Genomic DNA, 17,067 nt, shown 5'->3' with positions numbered 1-17,067 from the left:
ATACCGACTGATTCTTTTGGGACTTCAGGGTTAAGATATAATCAGAGAAGTGAAGAGGCGAGGAGTTGGTCGGGTTGGAACATTATCGGCGCAGTACAGAAGAGACGCTGCAAGAAGTCGGGAGCTCCCGGCAGGGTCTTGCGGCGGCTGAGGTCGAGAAACGGCGGGAAGAGCACGGGTACAATGAGCTCAAAGCGAAAAAGGCGACCCCGGTGTGGAAGCTGCTGGTAGAGAATATCAAGGATCCGATGGTCATCGTGCTGCTCGTCGTGGTTGCCGTACAAGTCGTTCTCGGTCATCTGATCGAGTCGCTCATCATCTTCCTGGTCATCGTACTCAACGCGATCCTCAGTGTGGTCCAGACTAAGAAGGCCGAGAGCTCGCTCGATGCGCTGCGGCAGATGTCGGCGCCCACGGCCAAAGTGATCCGGGACGGCGCCAATATGGCGATCGCAGCCCGGGAGTTAGTGCCGGGCGATATCGTCATCCTGGAAGCTGGAGACTTCGTCCCCGCGGACGGCCGAATCCTCAGCTCGGAGAGTCTCAAGATCAATGAAGGTATGTTGACGGGGGAATCCGAGGCAGCCGAGAAGCATGCCGAGATCATCGAAGGTGAAGCGTCGATCGGCGACCGGCGCAATATGGCGTTCAGCGGCTCGCTGGTCGTGTATGGGCGGGGCCAATTCGTCGTGACCGGCACAGCGCTGAAGAGCGAGATCGGCAAGATCGCGGAGATGTTGGAGAGTGCCGAGACCAAGCATACGCCGCTGCAGCGCAAGCTTGAGGCGTTCAGCAAGAAGCTCGGCCTGTTCATCCTGGGCTTGTCGATCGTTATCTTCGGCATCGAGGCCGGACGCGTCTGGTTCACGGCAGGAGGCGAGGAGATCGGCCCTTCCCTGATCAATGCGCTGATGTTCGCCGTGGCGGTGGCCGTCGCCGCGATCCCGGAGGCGCTGTCGTCGATCGTCACGATCGTACTGTCGCTGGGGACCAACAAGATGGCGAAGCAGCATGCCATCATCCGGCGCTTGCCGGCAGTGGAGGCATTGGGCTCGGCAGGCGTCATCTGTACGGATAAGACCGGCACGCTGACGCAGAACAAGATGACTGTCGTCGATTATTACATCCCGCACGGCACGCGTGACGAATTCCCTGATGACCCGGAGGTCTGGAACGAGGAGGAGCGCCGGCTTCTGCATATCGCCGTGCTCTGCAACGATTCGCATATCAACGAAGAAGGTCAGGCGCTCGGTGATCCGACCGAGGTGGCGCTGATCGACTTTAGCAACCGCAAGAACAAGGACTACAACGAGATCCGCGACCGCTTCCCCCGGGAAGCGGAGCTGCCCTTCGATTCGGACCGCAAGCTGATGAGTACGGTGCACCAGTTCGAAGGCGGGTACGCGCTGCTCACCAAAGGCGGACCGGATGTGCTGATCAGCCGCTGCGACCGGGTGTTCATCCATGGCGAGGTGCAGCCGCTCACCGAAGCACACCGGGAGCAGTTCCGGGAGCAGATCGAAGCGTTCTCGGAGCGGGCGCTGCGGGTGCTGGCCTATGCCTACAAGCCGATCGAGGATCGCAGTCCCTTGGGGCATGAGGATGAGCATGAGCTGATCCTGGTCGGCCTGACCGCGATGATCGACCCGCCGCGCGAAGCGGTCTATGAAGCGATCGAGCAATCCAAGCGGGCGGGCATCCGGACGGTCATGATCACCGGCGACCACAAGACGACGGCGCAAGCGATCGGCCGCGACATCGGCCTGATGGGCGAGCAGGATATGGCGCTGACCGGCAGCGAACTCGACAAGCTCTCCGACGAGGAGCTGGACGAGAAGCTGGAGCGGATCAGCGTCTATGCCCGGGTCTCGCCGGAGAACAAGATCCGGATCGTCCGGGCTTGGCAGCGAAAGGGCAAGGTGTCGGCGATGACCGGGGATGGCGTCAATGACGCGCCGGCGCTCAAGCAGGCGGATATCGGCGTAGCGATGGGCAGCGGCACCGACGTAGCGAAGGATGCATCGGCGATGATCCTGACGGATGACAATTTCGTCTCGATCGTGAATGCGGTCAGTGTCGGGCGGATGGTGTTCGATAATATCAAGAAGGCGATCGCCTATCTGTTTGCAGGCAATCTGGGCGCCATCACGGCAATCCTGTTCGCACTCGTCGTGGGCTGGGTCAATCCGTTCACGGCGCTGCAGCTGCTCTTCATCAATCTGGTCAACGATTCGCTGCCGGCGATTGCCCTTGGCACGGAGAAGGCGGAGCCGGACGTCATGGACCGCAAGCCGCGGGATATCCGCGAGGGGATCTTCGCGGGCGGTACGCTGCAGGTCGTTATCCTGCGCGGCCTGTTGATCGGCGCGGCGGTTATCGTCTCGCAGTTCATCGGACTGGGCGAGTCGCCGGAGGTCAGCGTGGCGATGGCCTTCACCACGCTCATCCTGGCGCGGACGCTGCAGACGTTCCCGGCGCGCTCCAACTCCCAGACCACGCTGCAGGTCGGCTTCTTCACCAACAAGTATGTCCTGGGCGCCGTTGTGGTCTGCTTTTGCCTCTACGGCGTGACGCTGCTGCCTGGCGTTCGCGAGATCTTCGCGATCCCGGCGGCATTCGGCACCGACGATTTCCTGGTTGCCGCCGGCCTGGCTCTTGCGGCAGTGGTCCTGATGGATGTCATCAAGTGGCTGCGGATGATGGCCGGACCTTCGCGGGCATAACTTCATGTGACATCATAAACGCCTGCCGGTCCCCCAGAGGGAGCCGGCAGGCGTTGTATTGGGCGGGCTATAAGGCGAAGATTCCTCACAGCAGCTGGGGATCGGCTAGGAGAGCAGATTATTCAGAACCAGTGCCACGATAGCCAGCACCACCGCTACGCCGAGGAAGACGCTGCCGAGGATGACGAAGATCAGGCCGCTCTGGACCATCGAGTCGATCGAGGCCCGCTCGGGCTGGTACGGATCGTACTTCACGGTGACGGTGCTGCCTGGCCAGAATCCCGGCGTCTGCGAGATGGCAGACGTCTTGCGATATACCTCCCCGTTCACGACATACTCGAAGGTCGGATACTTGTCGGGAAGGTTAGGGAACAGGCTGCCCGCTTTGATGATGATGCCTCGCGTGACATCCCAGTCTCTCATGCGCTGTCTGAAGAACATGCCGATCGAGAAGAATACCGCGCCGAGCAGGAGTAAAACGCCGGCTGGAATGAGCACGCCGAGCATGTAAGGGGGGATTTCAGACATCGATAGCCACCTCTTTCGGTATGATGATTGCGCCACGTTGCTCCGAACGGGGGGTTCGGGCTTTTTCCGTAGTATACGTGACGGGAACGCTGTTGAACAGTCTTCCTGACATTCAGTTGTCAGGCTGCCCCGTTTATACTATAGTCAAATCAACGCCTGTCAACCTGGGATTCAGACGCATCATGCGGGTTGTGGCGTCAAAGGGGAGAGGCTGGATGAAGCTGGACCGCTTGCTCGCGATTACGATGGAGCTGATGATGCGCAGGAGGGTCAAAGCGACCGACCTGGCGGAGCGGTTTGAAGTATCGGTCCGCACCGTCTATCGGGATATCGACGTCATCAATCAGGCAGGCATCCCGGTCGCCTCCTTTACAGGCGCCGACGGCGGCTTCGAGCTGATGGAAGGATTCTTCCTTACCAAGCAGTACTTCTCGCTCGAGGATTTCACCATGATCTATCAGCTGCTGAGCCAGATGGACGATGCGGCAGGCGGCAGTCTGGTGGCCCTGCGGCACAAGCTGGGCACGCTTCATCCCGCTGTCGCGAAAGGGGATGTGCAGGAGCGGGTCGTCTTCGACCTGAGTACGCGCTCGGAGGACCAGGCCGCGATCCGGCCGCTCTACCAGGCGATCAAGCAGCGCAAGCGGGTCGCTTTTACGTATATGGACGCTCAAGGGGCCGGATCGGACCGCAAGGTGGAGCCGTTGCGGCTGTATTGGGAGCGGGGCAGCTGGTATATGGAGGCCTACTGTCTCACCAGACAGGCGCTCCGTCTGTTCCGGGTGTCCCGGCTGACGCAGGTACATCTGACGGAAGAGAGCTGCACGATGCGGGAGGGCTTGGTCGATCCGAGGTCCGACGAGCCGGAGGGTCTGCAGGTGCATCTGAGGTTCGGACTGGACGCGCAGCCGCGGGTCGGGGAGCAGTTCGGCGAGGCATGCAAGTATCAGGAGACACATATCGATGTGCACACCGTATTCTACAGCTACGAGTATGCGCTATCTGTCGTCCTGAGCTATGGCACCATGGTCCGCATCATGGAGCCGCCACAGCTCAAGGAAGATCTGCTGGGCATGCTCGGTAGGATCGGCGCGATGTATGACGAGGAATGCTAAGGGAGAGGGGATACGCTCAATGCCACACGAAGCCTACCTGATGCCGGACCAGTTGATCCGGCGATTGGAGCACCCGGGCCGGAAAGTTCGGATGATCCTGGATACGGATACGTATAATGAGATCGACGACCAGTTTGCCGTCATCTACGCCCTGCAGTCAGAAGACCACGTCCAGGTCGAGGCGATGTATGCCGCGCCGTTCTTCAACAGCCTCTCTGACGGCCCCAAGGATGGCATGGAGAAGAGCTACCGGGAGCTGCACAAGATCCGCAGCCTGATGAAGCGGGAGGAAGTCCCGTTGTACCGGGGGGCGGAAGCCTATCTGCCCGGACCGGAGCAGCCGGCGGACAGTGAAGCGGCCCGGGATCTGGTGCGCCGCGCGATGGCTTCAGATCCGGAGGATCCCTTGTACGTCGTGGCGATCGCCGCGATTACCAATATTGCCTCGGCGATCCTGATCGAGCCGCGCATCGTCGAGCGGATCGTCGTCGTCTGGCTTGGCGGACATGCGCTGCATTGGCCGGATACCAAGGAATTCAACCTGGCGCAGGATCTCTATGCATCCAGGCTGGTGCTGGATTGCGGCGTGCCGCTCATCCTGGCCCCCTGCATGGGGGTAGCGTCCCACCTGAAGACGACCTTGTCCGAGCTGGGGGAGCACATCCGGGAGCAAGGCGAAGCGGGAGCTTATCTGTACAAGACCTTCGAGGCATGCCACGACGATCATTATGGCTATTCCCGGGTCATCTGGGATATCGCCGTCATCGCCTGGCTGGTCGAGCCGGACTGGTGCCCGAGCTATCTCACGGCGAGTCCCCGCATATCGGACGATTACCGGTGGATCCCCGACCCGACCCGTCATCCGATCCGCTATATGTACCATATCCAACGCGATGCCGTGTTCCGGGACCTGTTCCGCAAGATTGGGTTTGAAGCCCGTACCGTGTAGCGTTTATAATAGAGCAAGGATCTTTAAATAAACGTTCAAAAGTTCGGTTGCGGACTTTTTGGACTACTTCTACTAGAAAAGGTGTCATGCATGAGTATATTGAACGTAGAACGGCTAAGTCACGGCTTTGGAGACCGCGCGATCTTCAATGACGTATCGTTTCGCTTGCTGAAGGGCGAGCATATCGGGCTGATCGGCGCCAACGGCGAGGGCAAGTCCACATTTATGAACATCATCACCGGCAAGCTGCAGCCGGACGACGGCAAGGTGGAGTGGTCCAAGCGGGTACGTGTCGGCTATCTCGACCAGCATGCTGTGCTGAGCAAGGGCAACAGCATCCGCGATATCCTCAAGGGCGCATTCCAGTATCTGCTGGACATGGAGCAAGAGATGAACGACATGTATGCCCGGATGGGGGATGTCACGCCGGAGGAGCTGGAGCAGCTGCTCGAGGAAGTCGGTACGCTCCAGGATACGCTGACGAACCAGGATTTCTACCTGATCGATGCCAAGGTCGAAGAGACCGCTCGCGGGTTGGGCCTCACCGATATCGGTCTGGACAAGGACGTCACCGATCTCAGTGGCGGGCAGCGCACCAAGGTGCTGCTGGCCAAGCTGCTGCTGGAGAAGCCGGATATCCTGCTCCTCGACGAGCCGACCAACTACCTCGACGAACAGCATATCGAGTGGCTGAAGCGGTACCTGCAGGAGTATGAGAACGCCTTTATCCTCATCTCCCATGATATCCCGTTCTTGAACAGTGTCATCAACCTGATCTACCATATGGAGAATCAACAGCTGACCCGTTATGTGGGCGACTATGACCATTTCCAGCAGGTATACGAGATGAAGAAGCAGCAGCTGGAGTCGGCATTCAAGCGCCAGCAGCAGGAGATCGCCGATCTCAAGGACTTCGTCGCCCGCAACAAGGCGAGCGTCGCGACGCGCAACATGGCGATGTCCCGCCAGAAGAAGCTCGACAAGATGGACGTCATCGAGCTGGCCAAGGAGAAGCCAAAGCCGCAGTTCAACTTCAAGGTTGGCCGGACCTCGGGCAAGCTGATCTTCGAGACCGGCGAGCTCGTCATCGGCTACGACAGCCCGCTGTCGCGGCCTCTCGACCTGCGGATGGAGCGGGGGCAGAAGATCGCGCTCGTCGGCGCCAACGGCATCGGCAAGACGACGCTTCTGCGCAGCATTCTCGGCGAGATCCCGGCGCTCTCGGGCACGGTGCAGCGCGGCGAGCATCTGCAGATCGGCTACTTCGAGCAGGAGTCCAAGGGCGACAATTATAAGACCTGCATCGAGGAGATCTGGAGCGAGTTCCCGTCGCTCTCCCAGTTCGAAGTGCGGGCGGCACTGGCCAAGTGCGGCCTGACGACCAAGCATATCGAGAGCAAGATCGCGGTGCTGAGCGGCGGCGAGAAGGCCAAGGTGCGGCTGTGCAAGCTGATCAACAACGAGACCAACCTGCTGGTGCTCGATGAGCCGACCAACCATCTCGACGTCGATGCCAAGGACGAGCTGAAGCGTGCGCTGCAGGCGTACAAGGGCAGCATCCTGTTGATCTCTCACGAGCCGGAGTTTTATCGCGACGTCGTCACCGAGACCTGGAACTGCGAGTCTTGGACGACGAAGGTGTTTTAATAGGGAGACAGAAGGCACGCATCCTGCGGAAACGTAGGCGGCGTGCCTTTTTTGCTGTTTAGGAGTTCAGGAAATGATGAAACACTTTAACATGTGGATCTGCAGGTCGACGGAGTATGAAAGAAGACCGCTGAGGGTAGTGCTCGCTCACGAACGGACACAGTAGCTCTTATTTCGAGCATGGGCGTGTTTTTAGAGCTGCTTGCGGACAGAGGATCCGTTATCGGTCTGTAAACGGGGGCTAACGGGCATAGAAACCAGCACTTAACGGATCGTGTGTCCGCAGGGCCTGTTCCTGGCGGGTTTTTGTGCAAAATAGACCCTATTGTGTCCGTATCGCAGTGCAACCTGCGTGAGCAGGTTTTGTTGCTGGATGAGACCTATGCTGTGGGAGAATGGCACGCGCTGCATCGTCAGCAAGGGCGGCGGAAGTCGTCAGCAGGGTTGCGTTTTGCGCGTACGCGAAGTGGTTGTCTCTATGTATATGAGATTTCGACCTTAAATATGAAAAATCGAGTTCATAGACAGGTTACCGAATGTTTGAGCTTCCTCTGAAGCTATGGATGCCGACATCCCCGACCGGAGTCCAGTTGACGGGGAAGAGTAATCCGACTAAACTGAAGTCACTACAAAAGATGACACAGTGTCATTTTTGGAGAGGTGATGACGATTCCCAAGGTTAGCGATGGATACGCCGAGCAGAAGCGGCATCAGATTCTGGACGCCGCCCTTGAGGTGAGCAAGAGTAAGCCGCTGCACAAGATTACGATGAAAGACATTGTCCGCGCGTCGGGCCTAAGTCAGGGCGGCGTGTATCTGTACTTTTCACAAATTGAAGAGGTGTGGCTGGCGCTGGCGACCCGGTTTGATACCGCGATCGATTTCCGGCAACGATTCGAAGAATTGCGCAGCAGCGAGCTTGGGCCGTCGGACGGGATGCGCGAGATCTTCCGCTTCACCGCGGAGGAGCTGGCACGGTCGCTGGAGAGCGGCTACAGCAAGCTGGCCTTTGAATTCAATGCTATCTACGCCAGCCAGGCCGCCTGGTTCATCGAGCAGATCGAGTCGCGCCAGGCGGTCCATCCGTCTTACGGGTACAACTATATGTTCGCCGAGATGCTGAGCATGTGGCAAGAGTGGGTGAAGGCAGGAGAGCTGCAGCCGCTGCGGCCGCTGGAGGAGATCCTGATGCTGGTCCAGGTGACGCTGGCGGGGATGATCCGCGAAGCGACGATGGAGCAATACCTTGCCGAGGCCGAGGTCGAGATCGCTCCCGAGCTGGAGATCAGCAGGCATATCGGTCCGTTGATGGAGGGCTTGCATCTCTCCGTCATGACGCTGCTTGGCCTGCCTGGCCAAGATCATAAACAAGGAGTGAGGGATGAACATGAGAGTTAAGCAAGCGGTACAGGCGTGGCTCATGCTGTTATCTGCATGTCCGAAAGGGATCGTGACCTTCGTTATCGCCGTGGCCGGCGTGAGCATCGGGGTCTCGCTGCTCGTGCTGTGGGTGGGTATCCCGATCCTGGTGGCCACCCTGTTAACCTGCCGGGCCTTGATGGAGCGGGAGCGGCAGCTGGGCGCGGCCTGGCTGGGACAGCAGGACGACTTCACCGGGCGGCTGCGCGCGGGTCTGGCACCGGCCGGTTATACCCCGGGCTATCCCCGGGGCGGCTGGCGGGAGCTAAAGGCGCTGCTGGGCGAACGCCGGACGTACACAGCATTGCTCTACTGTCTGGCCCAGCTGCCGGTCGGGATCGCGGGCTTCACGATTGCCCTGGCTGTGCCGCTCGCCGCGCTGGGCGCTGCGCTGGCGCCGTTCAGCTATCTGATGAATGGCTGGCTGCCGTTCGAGCTGAATAGCCTGGACTGGATCATGCTCCCCTGGCTATCGCCGCTGCAGCGCGCGCTGGCGGCGGGCGGAGCGGGACTGCTGCTCCTGGGGCTGCAGCCGCTGCTGTTCCGCAGCCTCGGACGTCTGTATGCGGGCTGGCTGTCCGCCTCTCTCGAGACGGCTCCGTTACGAGCATCAGCGGCGAAGCCTCTCTGATCACACCGGAGGAGAATCGGGGGCCGCAGACGGCGCAGAGGTCGCTGCTGGCTGCGCTCAGGATGAGCAGCGGCACGTCCGGAGCTCATTTCATAGTCACGCCCTTGATTGGTCCTCGTCTGAACCTCTTATTGACTGGAGGATCGTTGGAATAGTACTATTATGATGTTGTTATATATGAAACTTGGTTTAATATAAAGAACCATTCTTGCTTTTACCAGAAGAAAGCATAGGGAAAGCAAACCCCATGCCTACTAATCTAGCAAAAGGCGGGATAATCATGGCAGGAGATATCCAGGCAGGAGCCGACGCACTGGTCGTCGATGTCCGGGATCATGTGGCCACCGCGCTGCGGGACCTGACGGCTGCTGAAACCGCATCCATCCGGAGCGGCGAGGCATGGCTGCGCGTCACCGTTCGCGAGCCTATCGCTTTTGGACACAAGCTAGCGATTGCAGACATCGCGGCAGGCGATGAGGTGCGCAAGTACGGCGAGGTGATCGGCAGGGCGGTGACATCGATCCAAGCCGGAGAGCATGTCCATGTGCACAATATGGAAGGCATCCGCGGACGCGGAGATCAGGCTGTCAAGGAGGGACCGGGATGAATACGATCATGGGCTACCAACGACCCAACGGAGATATTGGCATCCGCAACCACCTGCTGATTATTCCTACGGTAATCTGCTCCAATCAGGTGTGCACCCGTATCATGCAGATGGTTCCGGATACAGTGGCGATCCCGCATCAGCATGGCTGCAGCCAGATCGGGGCGGACAAGGACCGCACCTTCGACGTGCTTGCGGGAACGGGCAAGAACCCCAACGTCGGAGCTGTGCTCATCATCAGTCTGGGCTGCGAGGTCGTCGATCCGGAGGCACTGGCCGCAGAGATCCGGAAGACCGGCAAGCCGGTCGAGTTCTTCGACATCCAGTCCGTCGGGGGATCGGTCAAAGCCATCCAGCATGGTCTGGAGCTGGCGAAGCGGATGAAGGCGCAGCTGGATCAAGAGCAGAGGGTGGCTGTACCGCTCAGCAAGTTAAAGGTAGGGGTCAAATGCGGCGGCTCGGATGCCACCTCCGGTCTGGCCTCCAATCCGGCCTTGGGTCAAGCGGCCGACCAGCTCATCGCAGCTGGCGGCGGCGTCGTCATCGGGGAGACCACGGAGATTATCGGCGCCGAGCATGTGCTGGCCGCGCGCTGCGCCACGGCGGACATCAAGGAGCGGCTGTACCATATCGTCGACCGGTTCGAGCAGGAAGTGGACCGGATGGGGGCAGATATGCGGGGCGGCAACCCGAGTCCGGGGAATATCGCGGGCGGACTGTCTACCATCGAGGAGAAATCGCTGGGCTGCATCAGCAAGTGCGGCACGGCGCCGATCCAGGGCGTGATCGAGTATGCCGAGACGGTGCCCGAAGGCGGCTTGACCTTTATGGACTCACCGGGCAACGATATCGAATGCGTCTCGGGCATGGCCGCTGGCGGCGTGCATATCGTATGCTTCACAACCGGCCGGGGTACGCCTACCGGCGCAGCCGTCGTTCCGGTGATCAAGATAACGGGCAACCAGAGCATGTATCAGAAGATGGAAGACAACATGGATGTGGACGTGAGCGGGGTACTAACCGGTGCGTTGACCATGCGGGAAGGAGGGGACCAGATCTGGCAGGAAATCCTGGAGGTGGCCGGAGGCAAGCTGACTAAGGCAGAGATTCTCGGCCACCAGGAGTTTAGCATCAACCGGATCGGTCCCAGCCTGTAAGCTCTTCCCCGTTCCAGCGACCAGTCCGGCCAAATCCTTGATTCAGCACTAACACCGAAGCGCATGCAGGAGCTTGGCGACCGGCTCCGCGCCACATTCCGGAACAAGAGCCCGCGCTATGGCAATTTGTGAATTGGTCACTTGGTTGATCTCTAGTTGTCCAGACTGACCGAAAATGGACCATTTTGCGTGATATCAATTAGGAATGAGTCGATTCCCCGCCATCCACATGCAGCACTTGCCCCGTTACGAAACGGGAATCATCGGATGCCAGATAGACGTAGGTCGGAGCAAGCTCGAAAGGATGGGCCACCCGCTCCATCGGATTGAAAGCGCCGTATACCGCAATTTGATCCGATGAGAAACTCGCCGCGATAAGCGGGGTCCATATTCGGCCCGGGGCTACGGCGTTTACCCGAATCCCCTGCTTCACTACATTTTTCGCCAGCGCCCGGGTAAAGCCAACATTCGCCCCCTTAGTCGCGGTATAGTCAATCATCTGTCTCTCCCCAACGTACGTTACGACAGAGGACGTGTTGATTATCGAGCTTCCCGGCTTCATATAAGGCAGCGCCGCTCTGGTCGTATAGAAATGAGAGTAAATGTTCACCTTGAAAGTATCGTCGAACTGTTCGTCTGTAATATCAAGCAAGCTCGGCTGTTGGAATTGGATGCCTACATGATTGCACAGCACATCGAGCCGCCCGAACATGCGCACCGTTTGATCGACGATGGCAGCACATTGCCTTTTGTCGCGCAGATCGCCAGGCATTAGAAGACAGCGCCGGCCAAGCTGCTCGATCCGCAGTTTCGTTCGGTTGGCGTCGTCATGCTCATCAAGATAGGCGATGGCAACGTCGGCACCCTCCTTCGCAAAAGCAATGGCGACAGCAGCCCCGATGCCGCTGTCCCCGCCTGTAATTAACGCGACCTTCCCCACCATTTTACCGCTGCCCTGGTAATTAGGATTTTCAATAATCGGTCTGGGAACCATTAGCCCTTCCACGCCGGGATGCCTAAGCTGCCGCTGCTCCGGCAGGTTGACAGGAATATCTTCGTACCGTGTAATTCTCCCGTAATTCGGGTACATTGGATAAGGCTTCGTCACCAGATTGGCATCAAAAAGCTGCTGCAACTGCCGGACTTGCTGCACATGGTTGTCAGGATGCGTAGATGGCATGGTTTGCACCAGTTGAGCTTGTTGATAATGTGTGTTATCGGTATTTTGTATCACAGGATTTCTCCTCCTAGGCGGATGATTTATACACCTTATTCCATATGGGCGAATATGGTGTAACGTAACACGATATAATTAAGGAGGATCCCAAATTGAGATATGACATAAGTGCGAAGATCAGGCTTTTGCTTGTGAATCAATCGGATGAAAAGGTACAGATGCTTTACAATTCAAACCCGTATACGTGGCCAATGCCCTTAATTGGACCCCGCCCGCCGTATTACAGCAACCCCCGGTATGTGTTGAATTACCCACTCATATGATTTTGAAAAAACCGTCGGGGATAATTTCCCTGGCGATTTTTAAGTTTTTGTGCACGTTTGATATAAGAAAAGAACAGAGTGAATGACAATGAATGCCCCCACCACCCTGTAATACGAAAAACTGAATCATGTATCCTGCTGAGGCTGGCCGTGATCGTCTTGCTGTTAGCAATCGTCGGAATACAGGCATCGGAGAAACGCCGGAGCCGCCTATCTATCGCAGAATTGTGCAAACAACTGAAGTCTGCAGGGCGCGAGGGCGTACCGGCACAGATCCTGGCGACTTCAGCCTCGTCTTAGCACTCATCGGCAGTCGTTCGACAATTGATGGATGCTACGCCCCGAACGCAAGCAGCGGCGCGGTTAGAATTAACCACTAGCTACTCCTATATTTGATGCCAATAACGGCGTCGAGTTCCGTAAGATCGATAAGGATTCGATTTTTCGTAAATAGCGCCTCCAGGTTCCGTTAGCACGGACCGTTCGTTTGAATGGCGGTAAAGAGTGAGGTCCATTAACCTAATCATGATGGGCAGCGTAGAGGAAACGGCTATAACCCAACTCGGAAGCATTCTTCATCAGCTCCAGATTGAGCCAGGCGGCGAGGTCGGCGAAAGAACGGTCTGCGAAGGGCCAGCGGGTGCGCCCGGGTTCCATCCACGCAGCATCCGGCAGCTCGGCTACCGCAGCATCCCAGCGGCTGCGAAGCGCGAGCAGCCGGTCTACGGCGGCCGCAGCGGACCCTTCAGCGGCAAGATCCTCCCGCTGCAGACTGGCCTGGCCAAAGGAATAATCGAAGACCATCGACCACCAAAAGGTCATGTGCCACAGCAGCCATGCTGTGCTTGGCGGTCCGATCTCGTAGCCTTCGGATGATGGCCAATCGGCACGCCATACTCCCGCCTGTTCGGCAATATGCAGCGAAGCGGGAGCTGGCCGCCAGTGGTACGCCTCTTCGCTTAAGTCCTTCAGATGGTAGTCCAGGAGCTGACAGGCGATGGCGTACTGAAACTGTAGGGTTTGTTGAAGTGGGGTGGGAGTGAACATGGCGATACCTCCATTTTCAAACTTTAAGTGTAATTGACTACTATATAAATAGATATAATATTAAAATGTTTGGTAATAGTCAATGCTCTCTGCCTGGTTTCGGCGAAAGTCACGATGGCGGCGGGTTTGAGGCGTGGCATGCTATGCATGCTGGAGTTCGTTCGGGACGGGCGCATGGCGTCCTTGCCAGAGACGGGCGGCTGTGTATAGTATGCGCTGTTCGCAATAGGTAGCCGACCGAACGGACACAGTAGGTCCTAATTTAACCAATAACGTGTTTTGGGCACACGTAAAGGACAGACGATCCGCTATCTTCCGCTGGAGAGCCGTTTTGGCCCACCATTGTGGCGAATAAGAGATCGTCTGTCCGTTGGCCTCCACAGAGCGGGAGACTTGTTCGAGATAGGCGCTACTGAGTCCGTAACATTAGGAATGAAAGCAGGTGATGCTGAGGAGGCTGGCGCTGGTGCGGGATATGGCGATTCTGGCCAGCTCCGCCTAACCCGGCTCACCCGCTCAGTCCCCCAACCAGGCAAGCCTCAAACCTCAAACCGCCACATCGGTGATGAAGGAAGGATGACCTCAGCAGTCGCGTGCCAGTGCAGCGGGTAGCTCTCGGGCTCCTGGTTCTGTTACAGGCGGATGCCGAAGCCATCCAGGAAAAGTCAGCCGATCACCGTCTGACTGGCCCACGCGGCCTCCAATTGAATACCATTGGGATCGAGGAAAATAAAGTTGCGCAAGCTGCCTTGATCATAGATTCCGGTCATCAGGACGTCGTGGCGCTGCAATTGGCTGCGCAGCGCCAGTCCTGCAGTCTCGGATGGCAGCGCAAAGGCTACGTGTTGGAGCGCCCCAGGGATAAACCTGTACAGATCGGGCCCTTGGGGGTTTGCTGCCAGACGTCTTAGCGCATCGTCACTCTGATGGATCAGCGCATCGGCACTTTCGAAGAAATGGATGCCCCAGGCGTCTGTGGTTCCCGGCTTGATGAAGCAATGTCTGCCGCGAGGCGGGGTTGCCGGATACACCGGCGACACCTCCATGCCGAGCACTTCCCGGTAGAAGCGGATCGTCTGATCGAGGTCGGCTGTGACCAGCGCCACATGATGAAAGCCCGACCAGCCAAAGGATGCAACCGGCTGAGCTGTAGAAGAGTTATTCATGGACAGTGGCCTCCTTTGTCTGTTTGCGCTGGTATCTTGAACGAATGACTGCTATGCAGACGAGTACGACCAGCCACTGACCCGCCAGCACAGCTTCAAAGCCGTGACCGTTGGCGAGCTCGACGGCTGTCGCTCCTGCCATTAGCGCGCTCAAGCCGATCGCGCCGTAGCGCGTCGTGCGGGGCACGGCGAGGATCAGTGCACCGCTGACCTCGGCAGCGCCGATAGCAATCCGGGCCCATCTCGGGTAGCCGAGCGACTGGAGCATCTCAACCATGGCCGCAGTACCGACGATCTTCTGGATCCCGTTCTGCATGAAGAACAACACGGTTAGTCCAACGGCGATCCACCCGGCGATGGTGAGCCACTTTTTCATTGTCATCTCTCCTTGAGATATAGTTAGAATTCTAACTAATAAGTCAGAGAGGCTCCTCCATTTGCAACCGGAACGAGCCTCGGCCAATCGTCATCGCCTCAATCGCGCTCGAAGAGACCGACCATCTTGACGAGCAGCGTCCGCAGCGTGTCCAGCTCGGCGGGCGTCAGCCCCTGTCTGACCCGGTCTTCGACGAGGGTGGCGAAATGCTCGGTTTCCTCAGCCGTCTGCCGGCCGCTTTCCGTCAGGAAAATCTGCTTGTACCGGGCGTCCTCCGGATGATCCTTGCGGAGGACGAGGCCTTTGCCGGCCAGGCCGTTGATCAGGCTCGTCACGCTGGGCCGCTCGATCATCAGGATTGGCTCCAGCTGCGAGGCGGTGATGCCAGGGAAGTGGCGGATGATGCCGAGAGCGCTCCACTGCGTATGGGTGAGGCCCAGCGGCTGCAGGAGCACTTCGACTTCTCTGCGGAGGGTGATATACCCGGTCTTGACGACACGGCCGATCGGGCCTTTGTCCCACTGCCATGTATCGGGATGATGGTCCTGCTGATGTGTCATGACTGCACCTCATTAGTTAGAACTCTAACTATAATATATCCTGGCCACGACAAAATGTAAAGGGGCTGTGGGCCAGTTCCATTCCTGTTCCTCTTGCCACAAGCGCGCCCACTCCGGTCGTTCCACGGCACATCGTTATGGTGTCATGCCGCCATCCGGCAAGGGCAGCCCCAGGCGGATATATTGCTCTACCGGGGCTTGCATCTCCCGCATCAGTCCCACCATCTTCGTTGTCATGCGTCGCTCCAATGCCGCATCGCTAATGGGCGACTGCTGTTCATAGTCTTCCCTGATGTCGAACAGCTGCGACTGCATGACCTCCCGGCTGCGATCATGCGTGATGCCGGGCCGGGTATGGGGGATACGGAACACCGGCCACGAGGTGAAAGGCAGGAAACGTCCGGTCTCGATCTGCTCCGGTGCTTCCCGGCCCATATAGGCGCGGAAGGTTGTAGGCACGGACGTGTAGCTGTAGCACGGATGATTGTCTGCGGCGGCCGGTGCGCGCATGTAGGTGTACCGCCCGTCGGTGAGGTTGACCGCCATGCCGTGATAACCGAATAATGCGGCCTCCCGCACACGATCCGTCCTGCCTTCGATGACCGGACGGAGTGACCGGCCTTGTACGGAATCAGGGATCGGCACATCCATGTAGTCGAGGATAGTCGGCATCAGATCGATATTCTGGGTTAACGCCGCGATGCGGCTTCCCGCGCCTGCGGCGCCTGGCAGACTTACCATCAGGGGCAGATGCGCCAGCTCATTGTATACATGCATGGTATTCTTGCCCATCTGCAGATGCTCGCCCAGCAGGAATCCGTGATCGGTGGTGAAGAGCACCAAGGTATCCTCCCACAGATTGTGCCGGTCCATCACCTGCAGCAGCTTGCCCAGCCAGTGGTCGATCATGGACAGATTGGCTGCGTATCGGTTGCGCAGATGCAACTGCGCGGCCTGCGGGACATCCGCCGTCCCGTAGTGAGGCCAGTCATAACGCGGCCCTTCATAATCATCTCCGTACATCGCCAGATAGGAATCGGGTGCGTCGAACGGCTCATGCGGATCAAAGGCTTCTACCATCAAGAAGAACCGGTCTTCGCTGGCGTTGCGCTCCAGCCAGTCGCAGGCGGAGGTCATCGTGCGGGGTCCCGGATAATCCGCCTCGCGCACCTGCAGCTGCTTGTTCAACTCGCGCTGCAGGGCGACGCGGCCATAATAGGCGTCTGGAGGCGGAGGCGGCGTGACGCGCGAATGCCACGGATCGTCCTCCTGCCCGCGATGGAAGTCCCACGTATCAAAAGCCTGACAGTAGTTCTCTCCGCCGGTGGCAAAGTAATGATAATGGTCAGTGGCAATATGGCTGAAGCATCCGGCCCCGCGCAGCGCCTCCGGCAGTGTGCGGTCATACGGCTCGATGGCGCCCCAGCCCTTCTCGAGGAATGCAGCCCTTCCCGTCAGGATATCTCTGCGGGCCGGCATGCAGGGCAGCGATCCGGACCAGTGCTGGTCAAACACGATGGAGCGCTCAGCCAGCCTGTCGATGTTGGGCGTGCGGGCGACCCCCTCGCTTCCGTACGCAGCCAGATGCCTCCGGTTCAGCGTATCCAGCAGGATGAGTATGGTCTTCATGCTTGTCGCCTCC

Annotated in this window: 15 protein-coding genes; 8 read left to right on the top strand and 7 right to left on the bottom strand. The window is 58.5% G+C overall.

Annotated features, from left to right (window positions below):
- Window positions 1-74: 74 nt before the first annotated feature.
- The gene (locus tag ABC336_RS14080; RefSeq protein WP_413239241.1) at window positions 75-2,723 is read left to right on the top strand and encodes a cation-translocating P-type ATPase; all 2,649 of its coding nucleotides are present in this window, start codon (window positions 75-77) and stop codon (window positions 2,721-2,723) included.
- 105 nt (window positions 2,724-2,828) lie between these two features.
- On the opposite strand, the gene ABC336_RS14075 is transcribed toward ABC336_RS14080, so the two are convergent.
- Window positions 2,829-3,251, bottom strand: coding sequence for a DUF3592 domain-containing protein (locus ABC336_RS14075; protein WP_413239240.1), 423 nt, complete (start codon window positions 3,249-3,251; stop codon window positions 2,829-2,831).
- A gap of 215 nt (window positions 3,252-3,466) precedes the next feature.
- Between ABC336_RS14075 and ABC336_RS14070 the strand changes: the two genes are divergently transcribed.
- The 7 genes from ABC336_RS14070 to ABC336_RS14040 all read left to right on the top strand — a co-directional run bounded on the left by ABC336_RS14070 (window position 3,467) and on the right by ABC336_RS14040 (window position 10,776).
- On the top strand, window positions 3,467-4,366 hold the full coding sequence (locus tag ABC336_RS14070) for a helix-turn-helix transcriptional regulator (protein WP_413239239.1): 900 nt from the start codon (window positions 3,467-3,469) through the stop codon (window positions 4,364-4,366).
- 19 nt (window positions 4,367-4,385) lie between these two features.
- A complete protein-coding gene (locus ABC336_RS14065; RefSeq protein WP_413239238.1) occupies window positions 4,386-5,315 on the top strand; it encodes a nucleoside hydrolase in 930 nt (309 codons plus the stop codon).
- A 90-nt stretch (window positions 5,316-5,405) separates the two neighbouring features.
- The gene (locus tag ABC336_RS14060) at window positions 5,406-6,962 is read left to right on the top strand and encodes an ABC-F family ATP-binding cassette domain-containing protein (protein ID WP_413239237.1); all 1,557 of its coding nucleotides are present in this window, start codon (window positions 5,406-5,408) and stop codon (window positions 6,960-6,962) included.
- Window positions 6,963-7,625: 663 nt separating this feature from the next.
- The gene (locus ABC336_RS14055) at window positions 7,626-8,360 is read left to right on the top strand and encodes a TetR/AcrR family transcriptional regulator (RefSeq protein WP_413239236.1); all 735 of its coding nucleotides are present in this window, start codon (window positions 7,626-7,628) and stop codon (window positions 8,358-8,360) included.
- Window positions 8,350-9,012 (top strand): sensor domain-containing protein, encoded by a 663-nt coding sequence (locus tag ABC336_RS14050; RefSeq protein WP_413239235.1) that lies wholly within the window; start codon window positions 8,350-8,352, stop codon window positions 9,010-9,012. The genes ABC336_RS14055 and ABC336_RS14050 overlap by 11 nt, the downstream gene beginning before the upstream one ends.
- A 280-nt stretch (window positions 9,013-9,292) precedes the next feature.
- Entirely contained in the window at window positions 9,293-9,619 is a 327-nt protein-coding gene (locus tag ABC336_RS14045; RefSeq protein WP_413239234.1) for a UxaA family hydrolase, read from the top strand.
- On the top strand, window positions 9,616-10,776 hold the full coding sequence (locus tag ABC336_RS14040; protein ID WP_413239233.1) for a UxaA family hydrolase: 1,161 nt from the start codon (window positions 9,616-9,618) through the stop codon (window positions 10,774-10,776). Before ABC336_RS14045 ends, ABC336_RS14040 begins: the two co-directional genes overlap by 4 nt.
- A gap of 199 nt (window positions 10,777-10,975) precedes the next feature.
- Here ABC336_RS14040 and ABC336_RS14035 read toward each other — a convergent pair whose 3' ends face one another.
- The 6 genes from ABC336_RS14035 to ABC336_RS14010 form a co-directional block, all read right to left on the bottom strand.
- Window positions 10,976-11,956 carry an SDR family oxidoreductase gene (locus tag ABC336_RS14035; protein ID WP_413242514.1) on the bottom strand — a complete coding sequence of 327 codons (981 nt, stop codon included), beginning with the start codon at window positions 11,954-11,956 and terminating at the stop codon, window positions 10,976-10,978.
- Window positions 11,957-12,795: 839 nt separating this feature from the next.
- Window positions 12,796-13,323, bottom strand: a complete 528-nt coding sequence (locus ABC336_RS14030) for a DinB family protein (protein WP_413239232.1) — start codon at window positions 13,321-13,323, stop codon at window positions 12,796-12,798.
- Between the two features lie 665 nt (window positions 13,324-13,988).
- On the bottom strand, window positions 13,989-14,489 hold the full coding sequence (locus ABC336_RS14025; RefSeq protein ID WP_413239231.1) for a VOC family protein: 501 nt from the start codon (window positions 14,487-14,489) through the stop codon (window positions 13,989-13,991).
- A complete protein-coding gene (locus ABC336_RS14020) occupies window positions 14,482-14,865 on the bottom strand; it encodes a DoxX family protein (protein WP_413239230.1) in 384 nt (127 codons plus the stop codon). Before ABC336_RS14020 ends, ABC336_RS14025 begins: the two co-directional genes overlap by 8 nt.
- 98 nt (window positions 14,866-14,963) lie before the next feature.
- Window positions 14,964-15,425 (bottom strand): MarR family winged helix-turn-helix transcriptional regulator, encoded by a 462-nt coding sequence (locus ABC336_RS14015; protein WP_413239229.1) that lies wholly within the window; start codon window positions 15,423-15,425, stop codon window positions 14,964-14,966.
- Between the two features lie 135 nt (window positions 15,426-15,560).
- The gene (locus tag ABC336_RS14010; protein ID WP_413239228.1) at window positions 15,561-17,054 is read right to left on the bottom strand and encodes a sulfatase; all 1,494 of its coding nucleotides are present in this window, start codon (window positions 17,052-17,054) and stop codon (window positions 15,561-15,563) included.
- Window positions 17,055-17,067 lie beyond the last annotated feature (13 nt).

Source organism: Paenibacillus jepli (assembly GCF_047238105.1).
Classification (GTDB): Bacteria; Bacillota; Bacilli; order Paenibacillales; family Paenibacillaceae; genus Paenibacillus_D.
This window is presented reverse-complemented; position numbering and strand designations above follow the sequence as displayed.

Coding starts and splice junctions, on each gene's coding strand:
- ABC336_RS14075 (WP_413239240.1), bottom strand. CDS start 3,251: ATGTCTGAAATCCCCCCTTACATGCTCGGCGTGCTCATTCCAGCCGGC.
- ABC336_RS14070 (WP_413239239.1), top strand. CDS start 3,467: ATGAAGCTGGACCGCTTGCTCGCGATTACGATGGAGCTGATGATGCGC.
- ABC336_RS14065 (WP_413239238.1), top strand. CDS start 4,386: ATGCCACACGAAGCCTACCTGATGCCGGACCAGTTGATCCGGCGATTG.
- ABC336_RS14060 (WP_413239237.1), top strand. CDS start 5,406: ATGAGTATATTGAACGTAGAACGGCTAAGTCACGGCTTTGGAGACCGC.
- ABC336_RS14055 (WP_413239236.1), top strand. CDS start 7,626: ATGACGATTCCCAAGGTTAGCGATGGATACGCCGAGCAGAAGCGGCAT.
- ABC336_RS14050 (WP_413239235.1), top strand. CDS start 8,350: ATGAGAGTTAAGCAAGCGGTACAGGCGTGGCTCATGCTGTTATCTGCA.
- ABC336_RS14045 (WP_413239234.1), top strand. CDS start 9,293: ATGGCAGGAGATATCCAGGCAGGAGCCGACGCACTGGTCGTCGATGTC.
- ABC336_RS14040 (WP_413239233.1), top strand. CDS start 9,616: ATGAATACGATCATGGGCTACCAACGACCCAACGGAGATATTGGCATC.
- ABC336_RS14035 (WP_413242514.1), bottom strand. CDS start 11,956: ATGCCATCTACGCATCCTGACAACCATGTGCAGCAAGTCCGGCAGTTG.
- ABC336_RS14030 (WP_413239232.1), bottom strand. CDS start 13,323: ATGTTCACTCCCACCCCACTTCAACAAACCCTACAGTTTCAGTACGCC.
- ABC336_RS14025 (WP_413239231.1), bottom strand. CDS start 14,489: ATGAATAACTCTTCTACAGCTCAGCCGGTTGCATCCTTTGGCTGGTCG.
- ABC336_RS14020 (WP_413239230.1), bottom strand. CDS start 14,865: ATGAAAAAGTGGCTCACCATCGCCGGGTGGATCGCCGTTGGACTAACC.
- ABC336_RS14015 (WP_413239229.1), bottom strand. CDS start 15,425: ATGACACATCAGCAGGACCATCATCCCGATACATGGCAGTGGGACAAA.
- ABC336_RS14010 (WP_413239228.1), bottom strand. CDS start 17,054: ATGAAGACCATACTCATCCTGCTGGATACGCTGAACCGGAGGCATCTG.